Below are 19,864 nucleotides of genomic sequence, written 5' to 3' on the forward strand. Positions count from 1 at the left end.
CAAACGCAGTATGGCGCAAGTGTCGTAACGAACGCTCGCAATGGCATATGTATTAACGGCATGCACCGCGTTCTCACGCGGTGCAGCCAATAGACCAACTCAGAGGGAGGAGAGAGTTTGGAAGAGCAACTTGTGGTTGCTCAATTACACAAGGTCAACATCAGGGTTCGTGCCGCTCAGAGCGCAGGCTGGCTTTTCTACCAAGTTGCATTCAAGAGCGCAGGAGCAGCGGTGAGCAACGACACGCGGGAGCTGTTCGGGTAAATGGTCGGCGGGGAAAACGACTTCGCTTTCAATGAAGATTTCATGGCCGACATGTTCGCAGTACTTCGATTTTTCAACGATCCAAATCTTTTCTGCCATAACAGCCTCTTTTATTCTGATGTTGCTAGTTTAAAAGAAAAACGCCTGCCATGCCAGTGACAGGCGTCACGAACTCATATGACAATCTGCCTATTTTAGATGTGATAAGTCCTTATATTTCTGCAAGGTAGTGGAAAGATACTTTATGCTCAATCATGAATCTATTTCGACACCAACATATAGACTCCGCCCGCATCGCTTGCGAAATAGATTTCACCAGACTCATCCTGGCCGAAGGATGTGATCATCTGCCCCGTTTCAAACAGGGCTTGAGACTGCCACTGACCATTAGACAGGAACAAGCCCCAAATGGTTCCCGAACAATAATCTGCATACAGATAGATGCCATTCCATTCAGGTATGGCTCCACGATAGACATATCCGCCCGTGACCGAACAGCCAAAGCCATGACTATATTCCGCAGCGGGCGGAATCAAGCTGGGCTGGACCTCGCCAGCGTAAGGATGATTGCCTTCCATGAGATTCCAACCAAAGTTAGCGCCGCCGGGTGAGCCCGCAGGGAGGTAGTCGATCTCCTCCCAATCACCCTGCCCCACGTCACCAATCCACAGGTCACTTGTTAAACGGTCAAAGGAGATGCGCCAGGGATTGCGCAGACCGTAGGCCCAAACTTCGTTTCCAAATGGGTTATCGGATGGGATGGTGTATGGGTCGCCGTTATTAACGTCAATACGAAGGATTTTGCCAAGCAGGCTGGATGTATTCTGTCCGTTATCGTGTGGGTCACCTCCGAGTCCCCCGTCACCCAGGCCGAGGTAAAGATATCCATCCGGGCCAAATACAACTGCGCCGCCGTTATGATTTGGGTAGGGTTGATTCACAACCATCAGCACAGATTCGCTATTTGGGTCTGCCGAGTCTCCAGTAGCTTGAAAGCGTGAGATGCGGGTATGCCCACCCTCGCCTGTGTAATTGACATAGAAAAAGCCGTTCTGTTCATAGTCTGGGTGAAATGCCAGGCCAAGCAGTCCCATTTCGTTGCGGTCATCATTGACGCGATCATCAATGTTCAGAAATGGCTGCTCCAGTAGTTGACCGTTTTCATAAATCCGAATTGCGCCATATTTTTCGATAATAAATAACCTGCCCGAACCATCGAAGGCGGATTGCACATCCACGGGGCGGTTGAGTCCGATGGCGATGAGACTCCATTCGTAATTGTTGGTATCGGGGAATCCGCTGGGGCTGGGAAGCGCGGTCTCTGTCGGCGGTGGAGGGGGAGTATTAGGCTGAGACTCTGTTTGTGCAGCAGGAGCAGTTGTCAGCGGGGAGAGAGGCGTAGCTGCCGGTGAAGCAGACTCTGCCAATCCTCCACATGCGAGGATTGGCAGAGTCAATAAAATCAAAATCCGCTTCATCTTTATTTTGTTATTCGTCTTTTATTTCTGTGGACTCCGCATCCACTACGTCACCTTGAGCGTCGCCCTCTGTCATGTTGGCGTTAAGCGCTTTCATATGTTCCGCCACAACTTCAGGCGGGCAAAGTTCGGTAAAGATGTAGGAACCAAGCCAGAGCAGCGCGGCATCGTCCACTACGCCAATGATGGGAATTGAAATAGCATCAATCGGCGAAATCAGATAGACCAACGCTCCGAGGGGAACCAGTTTGGCAAAGATATTCACGCGGCTGTCACCCATTAAACGAAAGATAAGTTTAAGTTGATTTAACACATTGCGGACCACGCCGCCTTGCTGTGCTATTGTGATATTCGATGTTTTCTTTTCGGACATTTGAATCTCCTTTTGAAAAGTACTTCTATTATATTCCATTTGCATTACAGCCTCATTTGGGGAGTGACTGAAAGGATGGGCTAAAAAACATCCCACCACAGAGATCACAGAACCCACAGAGATTTTTAAGAGGTCTTTCTCTGTGGCCTCTGTGGACTCCGTGGTTAAATCTTTTGGAAGCCCACGAGATTAGCCACTCCTCTCATTTGATATACGAACTTTAAATTTGCGAGGTGCAGAAGAGTAATATTTGGGTGTTCTAGGCTGTCACAAATATATGACACATATCACTTTTTTGGAGGGCTTCTCATGGAGATGCTAATTGATTTTCCCGGTGGGTTAAAAGTAGATGCGCACTTTGGATCGCATACTGTTCCAACCGACCAACCCCCTGCCAGCGCCGCGCCGATGCCGTTTGAGTTATTTCTGGCATCCATTGGCACATGTGCAGGCATTTATGTATTGGGCTTTTGCCGTCAGCGCAATCTGCCTACTGATGGGATTCGTATTCTTCAACGTAATCACCCCACGATGACAGGTATGATCGATAAAATCGATCTTGAAATTCAGGTGCCGCCCAGCTTCCCCGCACAATACTACGAAGCGCTCGTCCGCTCGGCAGAGTTGTGCAAAGTGAAGAAGACATTGGAGCACCCGCCTGTATTTGAAGTGAAGACAAAAGTTGTTGAAGCAGTGTAAGAAAGTGTTTTGAAAATCCAAAATTTAACCAGAGATGAACAGGGATAGACAGGGATTTGGTCTGATAGAAGCGGTAGATGTGGTCTTGCGCCTAAAATCTTTGTTCATCACCGTTCATCTCTGGTGAATCCGAATTTCAAAACTCTCTAAGTGACTGCCACTTATATTAGGGGGTAAAATTTGTACATGCCCTATCTGATCGATGGACATAATTTAATACCCAAGCTCGGGTTGCGACTTGATTCTGTGGATGATGAAATGGAACTGGTCGCCATCTTACAGGAATTTGCGCGTCTCAAACGCCAGCAAGTGGAAGTTTATTTTGATGGAGCACCCGCGCCTCAAGCCGGGACCCGCAGCCTGGGCACCATCCGAGCACATTTCGTCCGCCTTGGGCAATCCGCTGATAATGCCATCCGTGACCGTTTGAACAAGATGGGCAAGTCCGCTAAAAACTTGATCGTGGTATCTTCTGACCATGAAGTACAAAATGCAGCGCGGACAAATCAAGCACAATTTATTTCTGCCGAAGAGTTTGTGAAAATGATCAAAACAACAATGACCTCCGCACCAAAAGCCAGTGCAAACGATAAAAAGCTTTCGGCACATGAAGTGGATGAATGGTTGCAAATCTTTCGTGATAAAAAGCTCTAATTCAGATAAACTCGCTCTTCTTTCTTATTCGGCTTTAATGTAATATAGACTAAATGGGTGTATATTCTCTTTATTGACACCTGCCCTCCCCTTTACTGGTATTTAGGTGTCTACCGCCGCCAGATCTAACATGTCCCCCCCATGCTAGCTGGCGGCGGAACCTTTTTAAGTCACCTTGTTATGCTGAGTATTTCCACAACCAAGATAGCCGCGATTCAAGAAAAAGGAAACAAGCTATCATGTCGTTGCGAGGGCGCATTTGTTCTTGCCCGACACTTGCGCCGCGCGCCAGTGCGGTGAGCAATCCCCCACAGAATGAGGAGATTGCTTCGCCGCAAAGCCCAAGAGCGCGGCTCGCAACGACATTAGTTTCTTAGTGGAGCGTTCATTGCCTAAAGGTCACATGTTTTAGTTTTTTGTTTAAGGTGGAAAAAAAGAAATTTTTCCTGAGGGGATATAATTAAACTATGAATACAATCTTCACATTTGTTCCTTCACGAAATCATGAATATCCCGATCATCCTGAAAGGCCTGGCCGATTGGATGTGCTTGAGCCTAAGCTTGATTCATTCGGCTCAGAACGCATTGAACCTGTCCGTGCGAAGCATGAAGAGGTGGCGCGCGTGCATGATCCAAAACTGATTAGCGGGATTGAGGAAGTTTGCAAGCAAGGGATGGGAATCATCGATCATGCGCCCACTTACGTGACAGAGACTTCCTTTGAAGATGCGATGCTCGCAGCAGGCGGAGTCATCACCTGCACAAGGGCCGTGATGAAGGGTGATGCAAGGAATGCGTTTGCCATTGTCCGCCCGCCGGGGCATCATGCTGAGCCACAGCGCGCCATGGGATTTTGCATTTTCAATAACATCGCCATCGCCGCACAAGATGCATTATCAAACGGAATGAAACGCGTGATGGTGATCGATTACGACGCACATCATGGCAATGGCACACAAGCCGCATTCATGAATGACGACAGGGCTAGTTTTGTTTCCACACATCAATGGGGCATCTATCCCGGCACCGGCTGGATCGAAGATGCACCACATGCGAAGAAACGCATTGTGAACGTCCCGCTTCATTCACATGCGGGGGATAAAACATTCGCACAGATTCATTCCGAAATTTTCAAACCAATGGTCGAGGCGTTTCGTCCGCAGATGTTGTTGGTCTCGGCGGGGTTTGACGCGCATTGGAATGACCCGATCACTTCGCTGGGGCTTTCCACACAGGGTTATTTCGACATCTCCCAAAAACTGGTTGAGCTGGCAAACGAATATTGCAATGGCAAAATTGTCTTTGTGCTTGAAGGCGGCTATGACCCGCACAACGTGGCTCACGGGGCAGCGGCTGTTTTCGGCGCATTGACCAACCGTCCGTTTAAGAATGAAGCGAATGATCCATCGCCTTATGCGGACCCAAGTCACGAGTCGCGCATCCATGAAATCTTAAAGTGGCATGGCTTCGTACAATAGATTTTTTATGATGTAAAATCTTCCTTATATATTTGAAAAAGGAGTAATTGATGGCTAGAAAAGAAAGCAAGGGTTTTGTTCAACTTGAATGGGTTTGCCCAAATTGCGATGGGCGGAATCCAGGCTCGATAAAAACCTGCGCGAATTGCGGCGCGCCGCAACCAGAGAATGTAAAATTCCAACGCGCATCAAATGAAAAGATCGTTACGGATGAAAAACTTGTGCAGGCGGCAAAGGCGGGCGCAGATATTCACTGCGGATTTTGCGGCACGCGCAACCCTGCCAATGCGGTGACTTGCTCACAATGCGGCGGGGATTTAAAGGAAGGCAGAACGCGCCAGGCGGGACAAGCTCTACAAGCCGCTCCGACTCCGCCGAAAGTTGTCATCTGCACGAATTGCGGGACAGAAAACCCGGGCACACAAACCACCTGCTCCAAATGTGGTTCGCCACTGCCACGGGCGGAGGCGCGTCCCGAGCCTATGCAAGTGAAAGCTGCCGCTTCACAAAAAGGCCTGGAAAAGAAAAAAACAAACTGGCTGCTCTTCGGTGGCATTGGCGCATTCTTAACGGTGTGCTGTGTGGTGATCCTATTCATATTTGTTTTGCCGTCAAAATCTCTGCAAGGGACGGTGACCGACGTAAGCTGGCAGACATCTGTGCCAGTCCAGGAGGTTCAGGCCGTCAATTATTCCAACGAACGCGGAAGTGCACCATCGGATGCTTATGATGTTTCATGCCATACAGAAAGTGAAGAAGTTTGCGAAGAGAAGACGATTGACAAAGGCAATGGATTCGCCGAGGTTGTGCAGGAATGTCATACCGAAACTGAGGAGTATTGCAGTTACACCGTGGATGAATGGAAGACGATACAGACCTATACATTGGATGGCAATGACCTCAACCCTGTTTATGAAAACCCCAGTGTTTTTAGCGACCAACGGCTGGGTGCGGCATCTGAGGAATTGACTGTTACTTTCAGCACCCCCGATGGGCAGGAAATTTATTCGCCGAGTTCAGTGAGTGAATTTCAGCAATTCCAGATTGGCAGTGTGTGGACTCTCAAAATGAATCTAGCAGGCGGAGTGCTCAGCGTGGAAAGATAGTCGATGCGATACTATTTTTAGAGGTAATATGGACACAACTACTTCAATCATCACATACACCGTTGGATTTTGCATGGTGGTGTTTTCAATAGTTGTAACTATTGCTGCGATATACGGAATCCTGGTCTGGTATCCCGCTTATCGCAACAAAAAGATTGGCGGGTTAAAAGCAACCGGCAGGCAGGGTAAGGCAACCCTCCTGCGTGTGCCAGAGTATAAGAAGTACCGTCATCGCCGGGCTGTTTACACGATGGTCACCATTGGCCTCGAGATTGACGTGCCGGGAGTGGATGTGTATCAGGTGGATAAACGTTTTACCTTTCCAACAGGCTGGCTATCCGCGCTTGAAGAGGGAAAGGTTGTGGATGTGTGGATCGACCCGAACAATCCGCGTGACCTGGATAAGATCGTGATCCATATAGTGTAGCAATGGATTTATGGGTTGCAAGCACAATTGTCGGCGCACTTGCAGGCGGGTTGGTGGTCTTGATTTTGGGTTTGGCAATGTCATTCATCAATCGCATAAAATGCCCCGACTGCGGTGAACCTCTGCCCTATTTTCGCAAGCCCGCCAATTTGAGGCAGGCACTTTGGGGTGGGTTTACATGTCCCAGGTGCGGTTGTGAGGTTGACCGTCGTGGAAACAAGATCAAAAGCTCCTGACCTGTTCAGGAGCTTTTCTCCTTATAATGAATACATGGATAAAGCAGTAGCAATCATTGGCGGAGGGCCCGCGGGGCTTATGGCAGCAGAGGTGTTAAGTGGGCACGGTTTGCAAGTGGATGTTTATGATTCAATGCCGTCATTGGGGCGTAAATTTTTGATGGCGGGCAAAAGCGGATTAAACCTCACACATTCAGAACCATTCGAGAAGTTCGTTTCGCGCTATGGAAATAGAAAACCAGAAATTGAAAAATGGTTAATGGATTTCACACCTGATGACCTACGTGAATGGGCGCGTGGACTTGGAGTCGAAACTTTCGTCGGCACATCGGGGAGAGTGTTTCCAAAAGAGATGAAGGCCAGTCCGCTGTTGCGGGCGTGGTTGAAGAGGTTGGATGAGGCAGGGGTGAATTTTCATTTGAAGCACAGATGGAATGGGGTGATTGTCGCCCAGGACGGCGGCGAGAGCAAAATAAAAATTGAGTTTGAAACACCTGATGGCATCAAAAGCATAAAAGCAGATGCTGTGATATTGGCTCTCGGCGGCGGGAGTTGGACAAGACTCGGCTCGGATGGGGCATGGGTCAATTGGCTGGAGCAGGCTGGGGTTAAGGTGGAAGCGCTGAAACCATCCAATTGTGGATTCGATGTGGCGTGGAGTAAGCACTTTCGAGAAAAGTTTGAGGGGCATCCGATCAAGTCGGTAGCCTTATCGTTTGGGTCATTTCATCAACAGGGTGAATTTATTGTGACTAGGGAAGGCGTGGAGGGGAGTTTGATCTACGCGGCCTCTGCGTTGATGCGCGATGAAATTTTGGTAAATAGAAAAGCTGTGATGCAGCTTGACCTTGCGCCTGATAAAACAGAAGCACGATTGATCGAGAAATTGTCCAAGCCACGCGGATCGCGTTCGATGGCTAGCCATTTGGAGAAGACAGTTGGAATGAAAGGCGTGAAGGCGGGGTTGCTGCGTGAGTTCGTTCCGAAGAATGAGTTTGAGAGCATGGAACGGCTTGCGTTTTATGTCAAGAATTTGCCTGTGCCACTGATCACAACTCGTCCGCTGGATGAGGCCATCAGCAGTGCAGGCGGCGTGAAGTTTGAATCATTGGATGAAAATTTGATGTTGAAGAATATCCCTGGCGTTTTCTGTGCAGGCGAAATGTTGGATTGGGAAGCACCAACAGGAGGCTATTTGCTGACAGCCTGTTTCGCAAGCGGAAGGGTAGCGGGGGCAGGGGCGATGAAGTGGGTGAAAGTGTGAGAGCAAAAATATGGCAACTCTCATTTTAATTTGCGGGTTACCAGGTTCTGGTAAGACAACGCTGGCAAAGAAACTTGAAACTTCGCGTTCAGCCTTACGACTATGCCCTGATGAATGGATTGCATCGTTATTATCTGACATCACAGACACTGTTGAACTTGATCGTCTTCGCACACCTGTCGAATCAGTTCAATGGGAAGTTGCAAAAAGAGCTCTTACGCTTGGGATAAACGTGATATTGGAAAACGGGTTTTGGTCGCGAGATGAACGCGCAAGTTATCGAGCACAAGCAAAAGCGTTAGGCGCCCAAGTTGAACTGATTTATCTCAATGTTGAACGTGATGAATTATGGTCGCGGCTATCAAAACGAAATAAAAACCCACCACCAGGAACATTTGCTATACGAGAGGATCAGCTTGATCTATGGTTGAGCTGGTTTCAACCTCCAACAAAAGATGAATTTGATCTGTAGAATTCTGAAAACGAACTGCTTGAATAAGCAATGCCATTCAAGCAGTTTTATGCTCCAACGCGGCTGCCCCTAAAAATAAAATTCCTGAGAGCAATAACGGCGCAATGATGATCAGGAAAGGCGCAAGCCATTCTGGTCCGCGGAGTGCATCGGCGAAGGACTGCGCGGCGAGAAAGCTCAAAAGGAGCAGGAAAATTCCGCCTAATAATGGGCGCTTCCATCCCAGCCACATCAATAGGGCAATTGGTATTATCTGGATTAAGTGTCCGAGGCCGCTCACATCTCCACTTGCTGTTTCGCCAATCATAAACAACAGCAGAACTGCAATTGCCAATGATGGTGGAATTAATGCGACGGTTTTCAGCCCCTTAATGTTTTTCATGGCTCGCTCTCCTTTCAAGGATTTCTAATCTACAATGCTACGACTATGACAAAATCCTGATTGCAAAGATCGGATGGGGAGGATTGCTCCTCCCCACATTGAAAGTCTAACCGCGTTTATGGCTGGCAACTTTCCGGCAAAGCTAGAGATGGCGTCCAGATACTGCTATCGTAAAAGCACAGATATTCAGTTTCAGTGACAGTCCCGGTAAAGCCACCATCAGGTGGGAGCAGTAATATCGACGAAGAGTTGGTAAATGATGCGCCATCATTGTCAAGCCATAAGGCAATGGGGTCTGTCAACGATTGAACAATCATCCCCTGCCCTGTAACTGGATCATGAATAGCGAACCAGCTTCCATTCCAGCTTTCGGCTACACAACCGAAATCGCAAATCATTGACGCAGTCTCCGTCATTAATGCATCGCTGGTGGCATTTGGATGCAGAACCTGTGTGAATCTGTTCCAGGGATAGAGTCTCGGGATGAATGGTCGAACATCATGGGTATAGGGAACATCCCCGAACTCAAATGTTCGCTGGATCATGATTAGATCTGGTTTCCCATCGATGAATTGGTACTGAGTATGAATCGGGATATCTGCTGAGCCAGGACAACTAGAAGATATGGAGTCGATATTGACCTGCGTACCGGCTTGTCCTGCCCAAGTTCCTGTTGTGCCCCAGCCCACCAGCGACGCAAAGAAGAACTGATCTGTGCCCTCATTCTCTGATACCCAGCTATTCCCAAAGAACTCCAGATCACCCGAGCACCAGGGATTTGTCCCGGTATTTACCAAGTTATCTGAACCGTTCCAACTCAGGTAAATGACTTCTTCGGGATTGGTTTGGCTCCATTCAATAAGGAAATTGCCGACTGCCCCTCCAGGCGCTTGAAAGTCTATCGATGTTCCATCACCATCTGTGTCCCATTGAGTGGCTCCTCCCCACGCGCCTAGCGGTAGTTCTGTAAAGGTTGCAACCCATGCGCCATTATCAGGATCAGTTTCAGGTACTTGCCCCTCTAGGTCATAGAGCCATACCCAAGGATCATAAGCAGGGTCATAGGTACCGAAAACCTTTCCCGCGTTAAGGTCAAAATCTGTAACTGCCAGATTGGTGACCCAGACTTCTTTTGTAATTTCAGCGGCTTCATCAGTCATCACGATATAATCGCCAGCCTCCATAAAGAAGTCATTCCTCCAGAGTTCAAAAAGAACGACCGTAGGGTCCCAATCGGCATTCCCGACTATGGCTTGGGCCGTATATTCACCATCGTTTATGGATAGGTCTATGGCATCTCCTATAGGCCAGTTATAGCCTACAATAGTCACAGGCATATAAGCCACGAAGGTGGGAATGGGTGGCGCCGGTAATGAGCTAGTTTCATTCGTGTCTCCGTCTTCATCAAAGATCGAGGCAAAACTCCACTCTCGCATTTCTTCAGTGATGTCAAATCCGATCGAACTGAAGTCTGCCAGCCAAGCACCAGTTTCAGGGTCGGCCAACACGTTCAGAACAGTCTGGACTTCCCACTCCGGGCCGGGTGCGGCTACAACCATGACCTCGCTGCCCGCTGGGGCGGTGCCAGCCATGATGTCATGCTCTGTATCGAAGACATCAAGAGTGATCATTTCCAGGACCAGACCTTTTGAAATCCTTCCATCGGAAATCACCAGGTAGTTTCCCGGCATCAGGTCTAACCCATGAACATTGGGGCTGATGTGTACGAAACCTGTTTCGTCCGTTTCGACCTCGCCGCTCCAGAGCAAAGCCGCACCCTCCTGTGCGGATTCATTAATGGAAATGCTCAGTGTACCTGGGTTGAAATCTGTCGCGAAGAAAAAATCGCCGGTTACCGATGCATGGATGCGAGCCCATGACGTCGAGAATGCGTTGGCTACGGCATTACCATCCGAGCCGTAATACCACACACCGAGTTCTTGCCCCAGCTCGAAATCTAGGACTCCAGACCAGGAACATTCGAACTCATCGGTGCCATCCGGATATGCGCTGCTCTCCCGGTATTGGGAAGGATCTGCCAACCCCCAGGGGTCGCAGATGACGTAGAGCTCCTCGGCGAACCAATCCGCCAGGACCGTCCCGCGGATTGAGTCGGTCTCTAGATCGATCACACCTTGGATCTCACCGATCTGCACCTGGGCGCTCGCGCCATTATCCACCCAGCCAAACACCCAGTCATAGGGTTGAATGTCGGGCGGATATTCCATCGGATTTCCTTCCCCATCAAGCCAAACGCCATCAACCGACTGGAACCCTGTTTCATCGCCCCAATACCACTTCGGTTCGGTGACCAGTTCGGCTGTTGCCTTCAGATTCCCATCGCCATCGGTGATAGAGATCCAAACCGTATGACCGGCTTCGTAGAAGCTCTCCACCCAGTCATGCCCATAATTCACACGCAGACCCAGCGCAGGGGGTTCTTCTGCCTGCCCGCCACCTGGGCGATGCCAGATAGTGACCTGGCCAAATGAATATTTTATGGAAAGAGTATTTGTGGTCGGGTGATAGCGGAACGTCACATCAAAAGGCAGGGAATCGCCAGTTGTGAAGCACTCCAAGAGCACATGCGCGTCGAGGAGATTTGGATCAGCAGTGTTGAGCCAGCCGGTCCCACGCACAATACCGGACTCCCCACCACAGAAACTGATGTAATCATCCGTCCATGTGATCTGGAACGGTCCGGTAGCGGGGCCGCCAATTGCCAGGTTCATATCACTTCCGTCAACATCGGTGGCTTCCCAATGCCCGAGGAATGGAGAAGATGGCGCAGCATAGGCAGTTGTGGAAACTGACAGAGTTACCACCATAATAACCACGATATACATGGTTCGTACAAACATTGTTTTTAGTTGTTTCGTGTCCATTTGACCCTCCCATGATCAAAATAACTGACACAAGCTAAATTGGACAGGCAAATATCAACCTGCCTTTTCCCATGGAATTTCACTCTCGATTGATGCTCATTGATTCGGCACCTCCTTGCAAATGGAAATCACTCCACTGGCACAACGCCAAAAAGGACGCGCCGCTACGCAAACTTATAAAGGGAAATGAGGGTGAATTTTGTATACCGGCCTGTCACCCTAAAGAAAAAAACACCGCTAAACCAACTGCGGCGATGTCTTGCGTCAACTTGTTTGTAGCACGAATAGAAACCGATTTCAAGTGTTGTTTTTCACAAACAATTCCGCGTTTCGGTTTTCAACAAAAGGGCAGGGGTTTGTCCCTGCCCTATGTGTTACCCCAACTCCCCTATCGCCTTCTCCACCGTTTCCAATATCTCACCGGACTTCACCAGTGCCTTCATCTTATTATGATCATTATAAAGCGGACGATCCACTTCGAGATGATCCACATGCCTGCGGATCACTTCGCGGGCTTTGAGCGAGCCTTTGCCTGCGGTGAACTCGCGGAAGTCAAGCGCTTGTGCGGCTGCCATGAATTCGATTCCCAAAATGCCAAACGCGTTATCCAGAATCTGTCCATTCTTGATGGCGGTATTCATGCCCATGGATACAAAATCCTCCTGATCCGCCGCAGCAGGAATTGATTGAATACTCGCAGGCGCAGATAAAATTCTTTGTTCCACGATCAAATGATCGGCGGTGTATTGGCTGAGCATTAATCCAGAGTAGAAACCAGGCTCATGGGCCAGGAAATCAGGCAGACCCTGAGAAAGAGCGGGGTTCGTTAATCGATTCAATCGGCGTTCGGATAAGACACACACCATCGTGATGGCAATGCCCGCCATGTCCATCGGCAAGGCAACAGGCGAACCCTGGAAGTTCGCGCCCGTTAAAGTCAATTTCAATTCAGGAACGAAGATTGGGTTATCACCCACACCATTCAACTCGATTTCAACCTGTGACCTTGCATATGCAATCGCATCGCGCGCGGTGCCAATCACCTGCGGCGTGGAACGCATCGAGTAGGCATCCTGCACTTTCGTTTTCATTTTGCCTGTCGTCAGATCCGAGCCTTCGACCACTTTTGCAATATTTTGCGCTGATGTGATGGCGCCTTTGAATCCGCGCAACTCATGCAATTTTGTGTTGTATGGTTTCATATTTCCAAGCAGGGCTTCGATGGACATCGCCGCGGCGATCTCTGCCTGCTTCAGGAATCTTTCCATGTCATAAATATGAAGCGCGGACATGGCGGTCAATAAGTTGGAGCCATTGATCGCGGCGAGACCGTCCCGCGCCTGCAAGCCTGGGACTTCAATTCCAGCCCTTCGCATCGCCTCCGCACCCGACAATTGCTCGCCGTTGTAATAAGCCTCTCCCTCACCCATCAGCAGCAGCGCGGCTTGTGCCATCGGAGCCAGGTCACCGCTCGCGCCCACCGACCCCTTCTGACAAACCACTGGTGTGACGCCTTTGTTCAACATCTCAACATAGGTCAGCGTGATCTCGGGTCGGCAGCCAGAATTCCCATGTGCATGGACATTGATACGTCCCGCCAGCGCCGCGCGGACATGTTCTATCGGCGCAGGGTCACCGATGCCTGCTGCGTGATTGTAGATGAGGTATTTCTGAAACTCCTTCACCTGCTCATCGTTAAGCATGGTCTCTGAAAATTCTCCGATGCCTGTATTCGTGCCATACATGATCTCTTTATTTGCAAGCTTCTCCTCCAGCATGGCGCGGCAGACTTTGATCCGCTCCAGGGCTTCGGGGGCAAGTTCTACTTTTTCGTTATCTCGTGCAATTGCAACGAGTTTTTCAATGGTGAGGGACGATCCGTCGAGGGTGATGGTCATATGGACTCCTTTTGAGGAATTGAGAGATATTTTACTCTAAAGAGAATGGTGCTATACTTTTTGTCGGTAAATAAACCATAGTCGTCCTTTTCACAAATTTTCGTTTCAAATACTAAAGGCTGGTCAACCCATGATTTCAAATCCCTTAAATGATTCATCGATTGATTTGCGAGAAGACAACATACTTTATCAACTAAAAGATGGTGTCTTCTTCGTGAACGGCGCACTTCAAGGGGCCATACTTGACACAAACACTGGCTTAGTTTATTCAGTAAATACTGATGCTTGCTCAATATTGAACTATCTTGTTCAAGGTGATGAATACTGGCAAGATCTAGTATCCATGGGTCTAGCAGAGCAGGCAATAAAAATAAATGCACAAAGCATTCCAGAAAAGGATGTGTTAGACGCACTAAATTTTGCGTGGTTTGAAATTGTGACTGACAACTGTAACGAGAGATGTGTTCATTGTTATTCTGATTCAATGCCAAGCACCTTTCGAGGTCCTTCTCAAAAATATACATATCCTGAATTACAAGACGACCTGAATGTACTTGGTCAAAACACTTACAAATACAAATATCGAATGAACTATGAAGATTGGCTAACTATAATAAAAGAAGCCTATTCGTTAGGATGTAAACGATGCCAATTCATCGGGGGAGAACCATTTCTATTTTGGGGCCCAAATAACGAGACAGTGCTTGATTTAGTAGAATTTGCGAAAAACGTTGGATATATTTCTGTAGAAATATTCACTAACGGTACATTAATTACACCGAATAAAATACCCAGATTGAAAGAATTGGGAGTCAAGTTAGCTATTTCACTTTATTCAGACATTCCAGAAACGCACGACGCTATTACTAGAACACCTGGTAGTCATAGCAAAACAATAAATGCAATAAAATTACTCCAAGCTGCGAAGATACCCCTGAGGGTTGAAACGGTCTTGATGAAATCTAACCAACATACTATTGAATCTACGTTAGCACTTAAAAAAGAATTGACAGTATCACATAAGAATCCAGATCCTCTTAGACCAAAAGGCAGAGGAGATAATCCCGCATTAATTCCAGATTTTAGTTATCTAATCAAATACGGACTCAAGCTCAAGCCTAATTTCACTGTAAGCCGAGAACAATTAGCTCATTACAAATCAGGGCATTCCTGCCTATTAGGGAAAATAGCTGTAACCGAAAACGGAGATGTTCTTCCCTGCATATTTTCACGCGACCACTTGTTTGGTAATTTCCTATCTATGAAAAATCTCAGCCACATAATAAAAAGCAAGGAAGTACAACAGGTTTGGCAGAATACTAAGGACAACGTACTGGTCTGCAAAGATTGCGAATATAGATACGTATGCTTTGATTGCCGCCCACTATCAGAAGCAGCTGCTAAAGGGAATGCAACCTACTTACATGCTCCATACCCAAGATGCACTTACAATCCTTATACAGGAGAATGGGCGCAAGGACTATGGAGCGTCGACGAATATGGACAACCTTATTATGATCGTTCATTGGCGCCACAAATTGAAGCAATAGCTCAAGTAATTTCTACAGAGTCGGATGGTTTTCAAGAACATTAATCGATAATGAGGAAAATATGTCGAACAACTTGATTATAAATATCCTACCCATTCGCTTTATTCCTTTTGACATAGGCATTCCGATACGCAAATACAGAAGATCAATCGAACAGTACCTTGCACAGCAAAAACAAGTCCGCTTAACTACGCCAGCGGGCGTTGAACGACTCATTACCCCCGATATTGCTTTTCAATTCCAAACCTGGCCACATCCACTAAAAGAAAATGTCAAGATGGTTCTTAATTTATTTGAAGATGGGCATGGAATTATTACTTTGTTCGATGAAATCGTTAGATATAAATTAAACAACAATTTTCAATCGCTTTGGAAACAACAGTTGGACATTCATGAAAGTTTATTCAGTTTTACACACGAAATATATTCTCCTGTCTTGCAACAGCAGATCGAAGGACTAAGAAATCTATGTTCAGGAATAGCCCAACGCAATCGAATACCAATACGAGAATCTGGCAACAAAAGATGGGAAACGAATGGATTAAGATATATAAACACTGTCTTGTTTATTCAACACAACAACAAAAGTACTCAAAGTCCGCTTGTAAAACAAATAACAGCTAGCCAATATCTGAACAATATGCAAATTGACTTCGATTCGAGCTATTGTCGAATTACCGCCTGGGAAAGTGCAATCATAATTGGCGCTTATGATGATGACTTTGCTAAGCATTTGCATCTCCATCGTAAACTGGAAAGAGCTCGTTTCTATATTTATTCTCTACGAAAACAACTGGAACAAGAAATTTGTTTGATAAACAATCAAAAAATATTTTCAAATACTGATGTTGCATCGACCCATGATTTTCATCTTCAAACAAAACTAAAAGTCGCAGAACTAAAGGAAATAGGAGCACACAGGTTATTGGCATCCAAGTATTATGAGCTATTTCAACCATTGTTGAAAGCAAATCGTATTCCTCAGGAAATTGATAGGCTTGAAGAACTATTAAGACTCATCGAAGAACATCTGCTTGTTCATGTGAAGCAGACCGAAACAGGATTCCAACGTGCTAGCACTCTCGCTCTTCTCGTGATTGCGGCATTTCAAGTCGTTGGAATTGCAATCCAACAAAATTCTGTATCTAATAATACAATATTCGCATTATTTATGGCAATATTGATGGCAATATTGATAGCAGGCAGAGTTCTACAATTTCTTGTGCAATATTTTAAAAGTAAAATAATCAAACAAAGGAGAATTAAGTCAATATGAATAATGGAAGAATAGTATGGCACAAAAAGAAAAAACTGAAACCTACAATCATTTTAGTTACATCCAAGAAAGCTTCGGAAAAGATTTCAGAACAGAATGCGACTGCTTGGAACAAAACCTCTAATATTGAATCTCATCGATGTAGCCCAGACTCCTGTGCACCTGATTCGGGTTGTGGTCCTGATAATTCTTGCAAGCCCGACTCCTAAAGATAAGATGAAGTATTCAAAGAGGAAAACAAAATCTTGGTTTCTGCTCTGATACATTCCTCCCATGTCAACCAGCTTGATCCCTCGACCCGCGCCCGATAAAGCAAATGCGGCATTTGCAGTACGGGCACAAAAAGTGGAGGCTCGATTGAGCTTCCACTTTTTAATTTATATAAACTGCTTAATAATTCGTCGTATGGTCGATCAACCCGCGGTCTCTTGCTATGCTGTCACAGTATCTGAACACCCATACACTGACGATGCCAAAGATAATGCTTAGGCCAAGCAGAACGCCGAGGATTTCCATGTTGCTAAAGTTTGCCAATGTTGGGAAAGCCTGCGCTACATTGCCAACCAGTGACCTTCGCAGGAGTTCAAGCCAGTAAGTTGTGGGCATAAAATAACCAACGGGACGAATCCACTCAGGTAACACATCCAATGGGAAGACTGCGCCGCTGAAAATGTACAGCGCTCCTGCCGTGGCTTCGCCGATAAAGCCTTCGTGGCGCGCAACTGTCAATGTGACACCAGCCAACAGCAAGCCAAGCAGCGCAAGCATCACCACACCAAGGATCAACGTGACGAGGAACAATCCCCAATTGATTTCCGCAAGTTTCAGGGGCACATTCAGGAACAGCACGCCCGCGGTAATGGTAATGAACACTGCAATCGAACCCGTGATAAAGCGCGCCACGCCACGTCCCAAAAGATAAACGGGAATGTAAATGGGCGCTATATACATATATTTCAAAGTCTTGTAATGCTCGCGGTCATCTACCACCGCCCATGAGACTCCCGTCATCACTGCGCCCACGTAGATGTAAAACGCATTCCCAAGATAAATATAGGGAAACAACGCGCTGTCGAAATTGCCCTGCGTGATGATACCGTACATGATGACTAATATCGCCGCGCCCGAAAGCGGCTTGACAATGGAATACACCGCAAACAGAAAGGGATCAGTCCAGTTGGATTCGATCATCCATCCCAGCCAGGCCGCCATGCGAAAGGAACGTAATGAAGTTGATGTTTGCATAAGTTTCTCCTACTTTATTACCTACACCGGTGGTCGAGTAGCCCGAGCGATAGCGAGGGCATATCGAGACCACCAATAAAATATGTACTTTTCGTTAACAGGTGGTCTCGATATGGCGGCGACGAACATGCCGCCTACTCGACCACCAGCGCTACTTTTTATCTCCGACTCTCTGTAATTCTTCCTTCTCTTACCGCGATCTTCTCAACATAGGCCAGTAATATTTTCGCAGTCACCACAAAGATGACAGACATGATTGCCAGAATGAGGATTTCCAGGTTCACAGTCATAAAACCGAATTGAAAACCTGAAGCGAAGATCAACTGACGCATCGCGTCCATGCCAAGTGTGAGCGGGATAATGGAAGCGCCAGCCGCCACCCAGAACGGCAGAGACTTGATCGGGAAGTAAAAGCCAGAAGCGAGAAAGATCGGTTCCTGTGCCAGGTTTGCCATGTGCCAGGCTTCACGTCCGAAAAGCAAAAATGCAGAAGCCATCATCATGCCCATTCCATACAACGCCACCATCGCCAGCATGAACACCGAAAACAGTTGAAGATAACTCACCACTTCATAGGTGACGCCAAACATGAATGAGCCAAGCAAAGTCACTGCAATAGCGCGCATGGCAGTTGCTAACATTCCGCCTAAAGCCATGCCAAGCAGGATCGCCATCATGGAATTCGGGGCCATGATGTACAGGGCAAGGTTACCCTGCTCCTTTTCCCAATACAACTGGCTGGACATGCTCCACAAAATATTCATCCAGAAAGCGGTCATCGCGCCGCCCATCACCACGAAGCCAATATATTCCTCAGGCGCTTTCAATGCTCGATACACCAACACATATGCGATCACCGCCAACATGGGCATGACCACATCGAATACCAGCCACGATACTTCACGCTGCTGCCCGATCAAACGCGGATATGCGCGGGCGATGATGGTCTTGAAAAACAATCGCCAGCCCGTATCCTTGCGTGAATATTTGCCCTGTACAGCAAAATTTATTTTGCCTTCTTGCGAAATGAATTTCGCGTTACGTGGTTTCATTGGACTCCTCCTCCGCCATACTGCGCCCGACCAGGTCCACAAACACATCTTCGAGCGTCGGTTGACGTTTATTTAGATTCATCACCTTCACATCTTTTTGCGTGAACAAATTGATGACACGTGCCAGCGCAGATTCCTCGATCAGTGAGACGTTTAAACGTGCGCCGCCTTCGATGTCGGTCACGATCACTTTCTGGACCGCAGGCTGGGACTCGATCATTTGCGGGGTCAACCCGTTGAGCGGACTCGTCTCGATCTCGAACATAACATCCTTCTGCAAACGCTGCTTCAATGCAGAGGGTGTATCGCAGGCGAGAACACGTCCCTTGTTGATGATGGCAACACGATCACATAATTCATCTGCTTCGACCATGTAATGCGTAGTGAGCAGGAGCGTGCGTTCCTTATCCGCTTTCAGCCATTCGATGATGAACTTGCGCACATCGCGCGATGCGCCAACATCAAGTCCCAGAGTAGGCTCATCGAGGAACAAGACTTCGGGGTCGGTGAGGAAGCCGCGCACGATATTCATCTTCTGGCGCAGGCCGGTAGAAAGATCGGATGATTTTGTATGCATACGATCCTTCATGCCAACCATGGTCAACAAGGCTTCGATACGTTCGTTGGCTTCTTTTGATGGCACACCGTAGAACTGCGAGAACATCCACAAGTTTTCACGCACTGTTAAGAGTCCATAACCTGATGACTCACCGCCTGAAACCATATTGATGCGCGGACGCACCATGTCTGGTTCAGTGTGGACATCTGCTCCTGCAACGCGCGCCCAGCCCGAAGTCGGAGAAAGGAGCGTGGTGAGGACTTTGATCAAAGTCGTTTTACCAGCGCCGTTTGGGCCGAGGAGTCCGAATAGTTCGCCGCGTTCCACCGTCAAATTGACATCCTGCAAAGCAACTAGTTCCTTGCGGGTTTCTTTTTTACTGCCGCGCAATTTATATATGCGGCCAAGATCATGAGTTTCAATTGCAAGGGATTTTGACATTTTTCTCCTTAATATTTGCTAATAAATTACGTTGTGTAATCGTTTGAAGGGCGTAGGGCGGGCGTCAAGCAGTATTTGTTGACGCGTGATAAAGTTGCAGGCGTAAGGTGATTTCTCTTCTCCTC

18 protein-coding genes are annotated in these 19,864 nt (G+C 47.6%); 9 read left to right on the plus strand and 9 right to left on the minus strand.

The window, feature by feature from the left end; all coding sequences use genetic code 11:
- Nucleotides 1–144: 144 nt before the first annotated feature.
- The 3 genes from AC14M5_RS23310 to AC14M5_RS23320 all read right to left on the minus strand — a co-directional run bounded on the left by AC14M5_RS23310 (nucleotide 145) and on the right by AC14M5_RS23320 (nucleotide 2,115).
- Entirely contained in the window at nucleotides 145–363 is a 219-nt protein-coding gene (locus AC14M5_RS23310) for a hypothetical protein (RefSeq protein WP_484032122.1), read from the minus strand.
- A gap of 161 nt (nucleotides 364–524) precedes the next feature.
- Nucleotides 525–1,721, minus strand: coding sequence for a PQQ-dependent sugar dehydrogenase (locus AC14M5_RS23315; protein ID WP_484032123.1), 1,197 nt, complete (start codon nucleotides 1,719–1,721; stop codon nucleotides 525–527).
- 31 nt (nucleotides 1,722–1,752) lie between these two features.
- Complete coding sequence (locus AC14M5_RS23320) at nucleotides 1,753–2,115, minus strand: YkvA family protein (protein WP_484032124.1); 363 nt, start codon at nucleotides 2,113–2,115, stop codon at nucleotides 1,753–1,755.
- A 309-nt stretch (nucleotides 2,116–2,424) separates the two neighbouring features.
- Here AC14M5_RS23320 and AC14M5_RS23325 point away from each other — a divergent pair, with 309 nt between their 5' ends.
- The 7 genes from AC14M5_RS23325 to AC14M5_RS23355 all read left to right on the plus strand — a co-directional run bounded on the left by AC14M5_RS23325 (nucleotide 2,425) and on the right by AC14M5_RS23355 (nucleotide 8,451).
- The gene (locus tag AC14M5_RS23325) at nucleotides 2,425–2,814 is read left to right on the plus strand and encodes an OsmC family protein (protein WP_484032125.1); all 390 of its coding nucleotides are present in this window, start codon (nucleotides 2,425–2,427) and stop codon (nucleotides 2,812–2,814) included.
- A 186-nt stretch (nucleotides 2,815–3,000) separates the two neighbouring features.
- On the plus strand, nucleotides 3,001–3,468 hold the full coding sequence (locus AC14M5_RS23330) for an NYN domain-containing protein (protein WP_484032126.1): 468 nt from the start codon (nucleotides 3,001–3,003) through the stop codon (nucleotides 3,466–3,468).
- 467 nt (nucleotides 3,469–3,935) lie between these two features.
- Nucleotides 3,936–4,946 carry a histone deacetylase family protein gene (locus AC14M5_RS23335; RefSeq protein ID WP_484032127.1) on the plus strand — a complete coding sequence of 337 codons (1,011 nt, stop codon included), beginning with the start codon at nucleotides 3,936–3,938 and terminating at the stop codon, nucleotides 4,944–4,946.
- 50 nt (nucleotides 4,947–4,996) lie between these two features.
- Nucleotides 4,997–6,052 (plus strand): zinc ribbon domain-containing protein, encoded by a 1,056-nt coding sequence (locus AC14M5_RS23340; RefSeq protein ID WP_484032128.1) that lies wholly within the window; start codon nucleotides 4,997–4,999, stop codon nucleotides 6,050–6,052.
- 28 nt (nucleotides 6,053–6,080) lie between these two features.
- Nucleotides 6,081–6,479 (plus strand): hypothetical protein, encoded by a 399-nt coding sequence (locus AC14M5_RS23345; RefSeq protein ID WP_484032129.1) that lies wholly within the window; start codon nucleotides 6,081–6,083, stop codon nucleotides 6,477–6,479.
- A 270-nt stretch (nucleotides 6,480–6,749) separates the two neighbouring features.
- Nucleotides 6,750–7,979 carry a TIGR03862 family flavoprotein gene (locus AC14M5_RS23350; RefSeq protein ID WP_484032130.1) on the plus strand — a complete coding sequence of 410 codons (1,230 nt, stop codon included), beginning with the start codon at nucleotides 6,750–6,752 and terminating at the stop codon, nucleotides 7,977–7,979.
- Between the two features lie 10 nt (nucleotides 7,980–7,989).
- On the plus strand, nucleotides 7,990–8,451 hold the full coding sequence (locus AC14M5_RS23355) for a P-loop nucleotide/nucleoside kinase family protein (RefSeq protein ID WP_484032131.1): 462 nt from the start codon (nucleotides 7,990–7,992) through the stop codon (nucleotides 8,449–8,451).
- A gap of 37 nt (nucleotides 8,452–8,488) precedes the next feature.
- On the opposite strand, the gene AC14M5_RS23360 is transcribed toward AC14M5_RS23355, so the two are convergent.
- From AC14M5_RS23360 to AC14M5_RS23370, 3 genes are all read right to left on the minus strand, one after another.
- Nucleotides 8,489–8,833 carry a DUF7670 domain-containing protein gene (locus AC14M5_RS23360; RefSeq protein ID WP_484032132.1) on the minus strand — a complete coding sequence of 115 codons (345 nt, stop codon included), beginning with the start codon at nucleotides 8,831–8,833 and terminating at the stop codon, nucleotides 8,489–8,491.
- A 116-nt stretch (nucleotides 8,834–8,949) separates the two neighbouring features.
- On the minus strand, nucleotides 8,950–11,718 hold the full coding sequence (locus tag AC14M5_RS23365; protein ID WP_484032133.1) for a hypothetical protein: 2,769 nt from the start codon (nucleotides 11,716–11,718) through the stop codon (nucleotides 8,950–8,952).
- A 374-nt stretch (nucleotides 11,719–12,092) separates the two neighbouring features.
- Nucleotides 12,093–13,616: an HAL/PAL/TAL family ammonia-lyase gene (locus AC14M5_RS23370; protein ID WP_484032134.1), complete on the minus strand. Its 1,524-nt coding sequence runs from the start codon at nucleotides 13,614–13,616 to the stop codon at nucleotides 12,093–12,095.
- A 130-nt stretch (nucleotides 13,617–13,746) separates the two neighbouring features.
- On the opposite strand from AC14M5_RS23370, the gene AC14M5_RS23375 reads away from it, so the two are divergent.
- Nucleotides 13,747–15,210 (plus strand): radical SAM protein, encoded by a 1,464-nt coding sequence (locus AC14M5_RS23375; RefSeq protein WP_484032135.1) that lies wholly within the window; start codon nucleotides 13,747–13,749, stop codon nucleotides 15,208–15,210.
- 17 nt (nucleotides 15,211–15,227) lie between these two features.
- Nucleotides 15,228–16,442 (plus strand): hypothetical protein, encoded by a 1,215-nt coding sequence (locus tag AC14M5_RS23380; RefSeq protein WP_484032136.1) that lies wholly within the window; start codon nucleotides 15,228–15,230, stop codon nucleotides 16,440–16,442.
- 390 nt (nucleotides 16,443–16,832) lie between these two features.
- Here the strand turns inward: AC14M5_RS23380 and AC14M5_RS23385 are convergent, their stop codons facing one another.
- The 3 genes from AC14M5_RS23385 to AC14M5_RS23395 form a co-directional block, all read right to left on the minus strand.
- Nucleotides 16,833–17,687 carry an ABC transporter permease gene (locus AC14M5_RS23385; RefSeq protein ID WP_484032137.1) on the minus strand — a complete coding sequence of 285 codons (855 nt, stop codon included), beginning with the start codon at nucleotides 17,685–17,687 and terminating at the stop codon, nucleotides 16,833–16,835.
- A 158-nt stretch (nucleotides 17,688–17,845) separates the two neighbouring features.
- Nucleotides 17,846–18,739: an ABC transporter permease gene (locus AC14M5_RS23390; protein ID WP_484032138.1), complete on the minus strand. Its 894-nt coding sequence runs from the start codon at nucleotides 18,737–18,739 to the stop codon at nucleotides 17,846–17,848.
- Nucleotides 18,726–19,739, minus strand: coding sequence for an ABC transporter ATP-binding protein (locus tag AC14M5_RS23395; protein WP_484032139.1), 1,014 nt, complete (start codon nucleotides 19,737–19,739; stop codon nucleotides 18,726–18,728). Before AC14M5_RS23395 ends, AC14M5_RS23390 begins: the two co-directional genes overlap by 14 nt.
- Nucleotides 19,740–19,864: the final 125 nt, after the last annotated feature.

Source organism: Candidatus Villigracilis sp. (genome assembly GCF_057083605.1).

Coding starts and splice junctions, on each gene's coding strand:
- AC14M5_RS23310 (WP_484032122.1), bottom strand. CDS start 363: ATGGCAGAAAAGATTTGGATCGTTGAAAAATCGAAGTACTGCGAACAT.
- AC14M5_RS23320 (WP_484032124.1), bottom strand. CDS start 2,115: ATGTCCGAAAAGAAAACATCGAATATCACAATAGCACAGCAAGGCGGC.
- AC14M5_RS23325 (WP_484032125.1), top strand. CDS start 2,425: ATGGAGATGCTAATTGATTTTCCCGGTGGGTTAAAAGTAGATGCGCAC.
- AC14M5_RS23330 (WP_484032126.1), top strand. CDS start 3,001: ATGCCCTATCTGATCGATGGACATAATTTAATACCCAAGCTCGGGTTG.
- AC14M5_RS23335 (WP_484032127.1), top strand. CDS start 3,936: ATGAATACAATCTTCACATTTGTTCCTTCACGAAATCATGAATATCCC.
- AC14M5_RS23340 (WP_484032128.1), top strand. CDS start 4,997: ATGGCTAGAAAAGAAAGCAAGGGTTTTGTTCAACTTGAATGGGTTTGC.
- AC14M5_RS23345 (WP_484032129.1), top strand. CDS start 6,081: ATGGACACAACTACTTCAATCATCACATACACCGTTGGATTTTGCATG.
- AC14M5_RS23350 (WP_484032130.1), top strand. CDS start 6,750: ATGGATAAAGCAGTAGCAATCATTGGCGGAGGGCCCGCGGGGCTTATG.
- AC14M5_RS23355 (WP_484032131.1), top strand. CDS start 7,990: ATGGCAACTCTCATTTTAATTTGCGGGTTACCAGGTTCTGGTAAGACA.
- AC14M5_RS23360 (WP_484032132.1), bottom strand. CDS start 8,833: ATGAAAAACATTAAGGGGCTGAAAACCGTCGCATTAATTCCACCATCA.
- AC14M5_RS23365 (WP_484032133.1), bottom strand. CDS start 11,718: ATGGACACGAAACAACTAAAAACAATGTTTGTACGAACCATGTATATC.
- AC14M5_RS23370 (WP_484032134.1), bottom strand. CDS start 13,616: ATGACCATCACCCTCGACGGATCGTCCCTCACCATTGAAAAACTCGTT.
- AC14M5_RS23375 (WP_484032135.1), top strand. CDS start 13,747: ATGATTTCAAATCCCTTAAATGATTCATCGATTGATTTGCGAGAAGAC.
- AC14M5_RS23380 (WP_484032136.1), top strand. CDS start 15,228: ATGTCGAACAACTTGATTATAAATATCCTACCCATTCGCTTTATTCCT.
- AC14M5_RS23385 (WP_484032137.1), bottom strand. CDS start 17,687: ATGCAAACATCAACTTCATTACGTTCCTTTCGCATGGCGGCCTGGCTG.
- AC14M5_RS23390 (WP_484032138.1), bottom strand. CDS start 18,739: ATGAAACCACGTAACGCGAAATTCATTTCGCAAGAAGGCAAAATAAAT.
- AC14M5_RS23395 (WP_484032139.1), bottom strand. CDS start 19,739: ATGTCAAAATCCCTTGCAATTGAAACTCATGATCTTGGCCGCATATAT.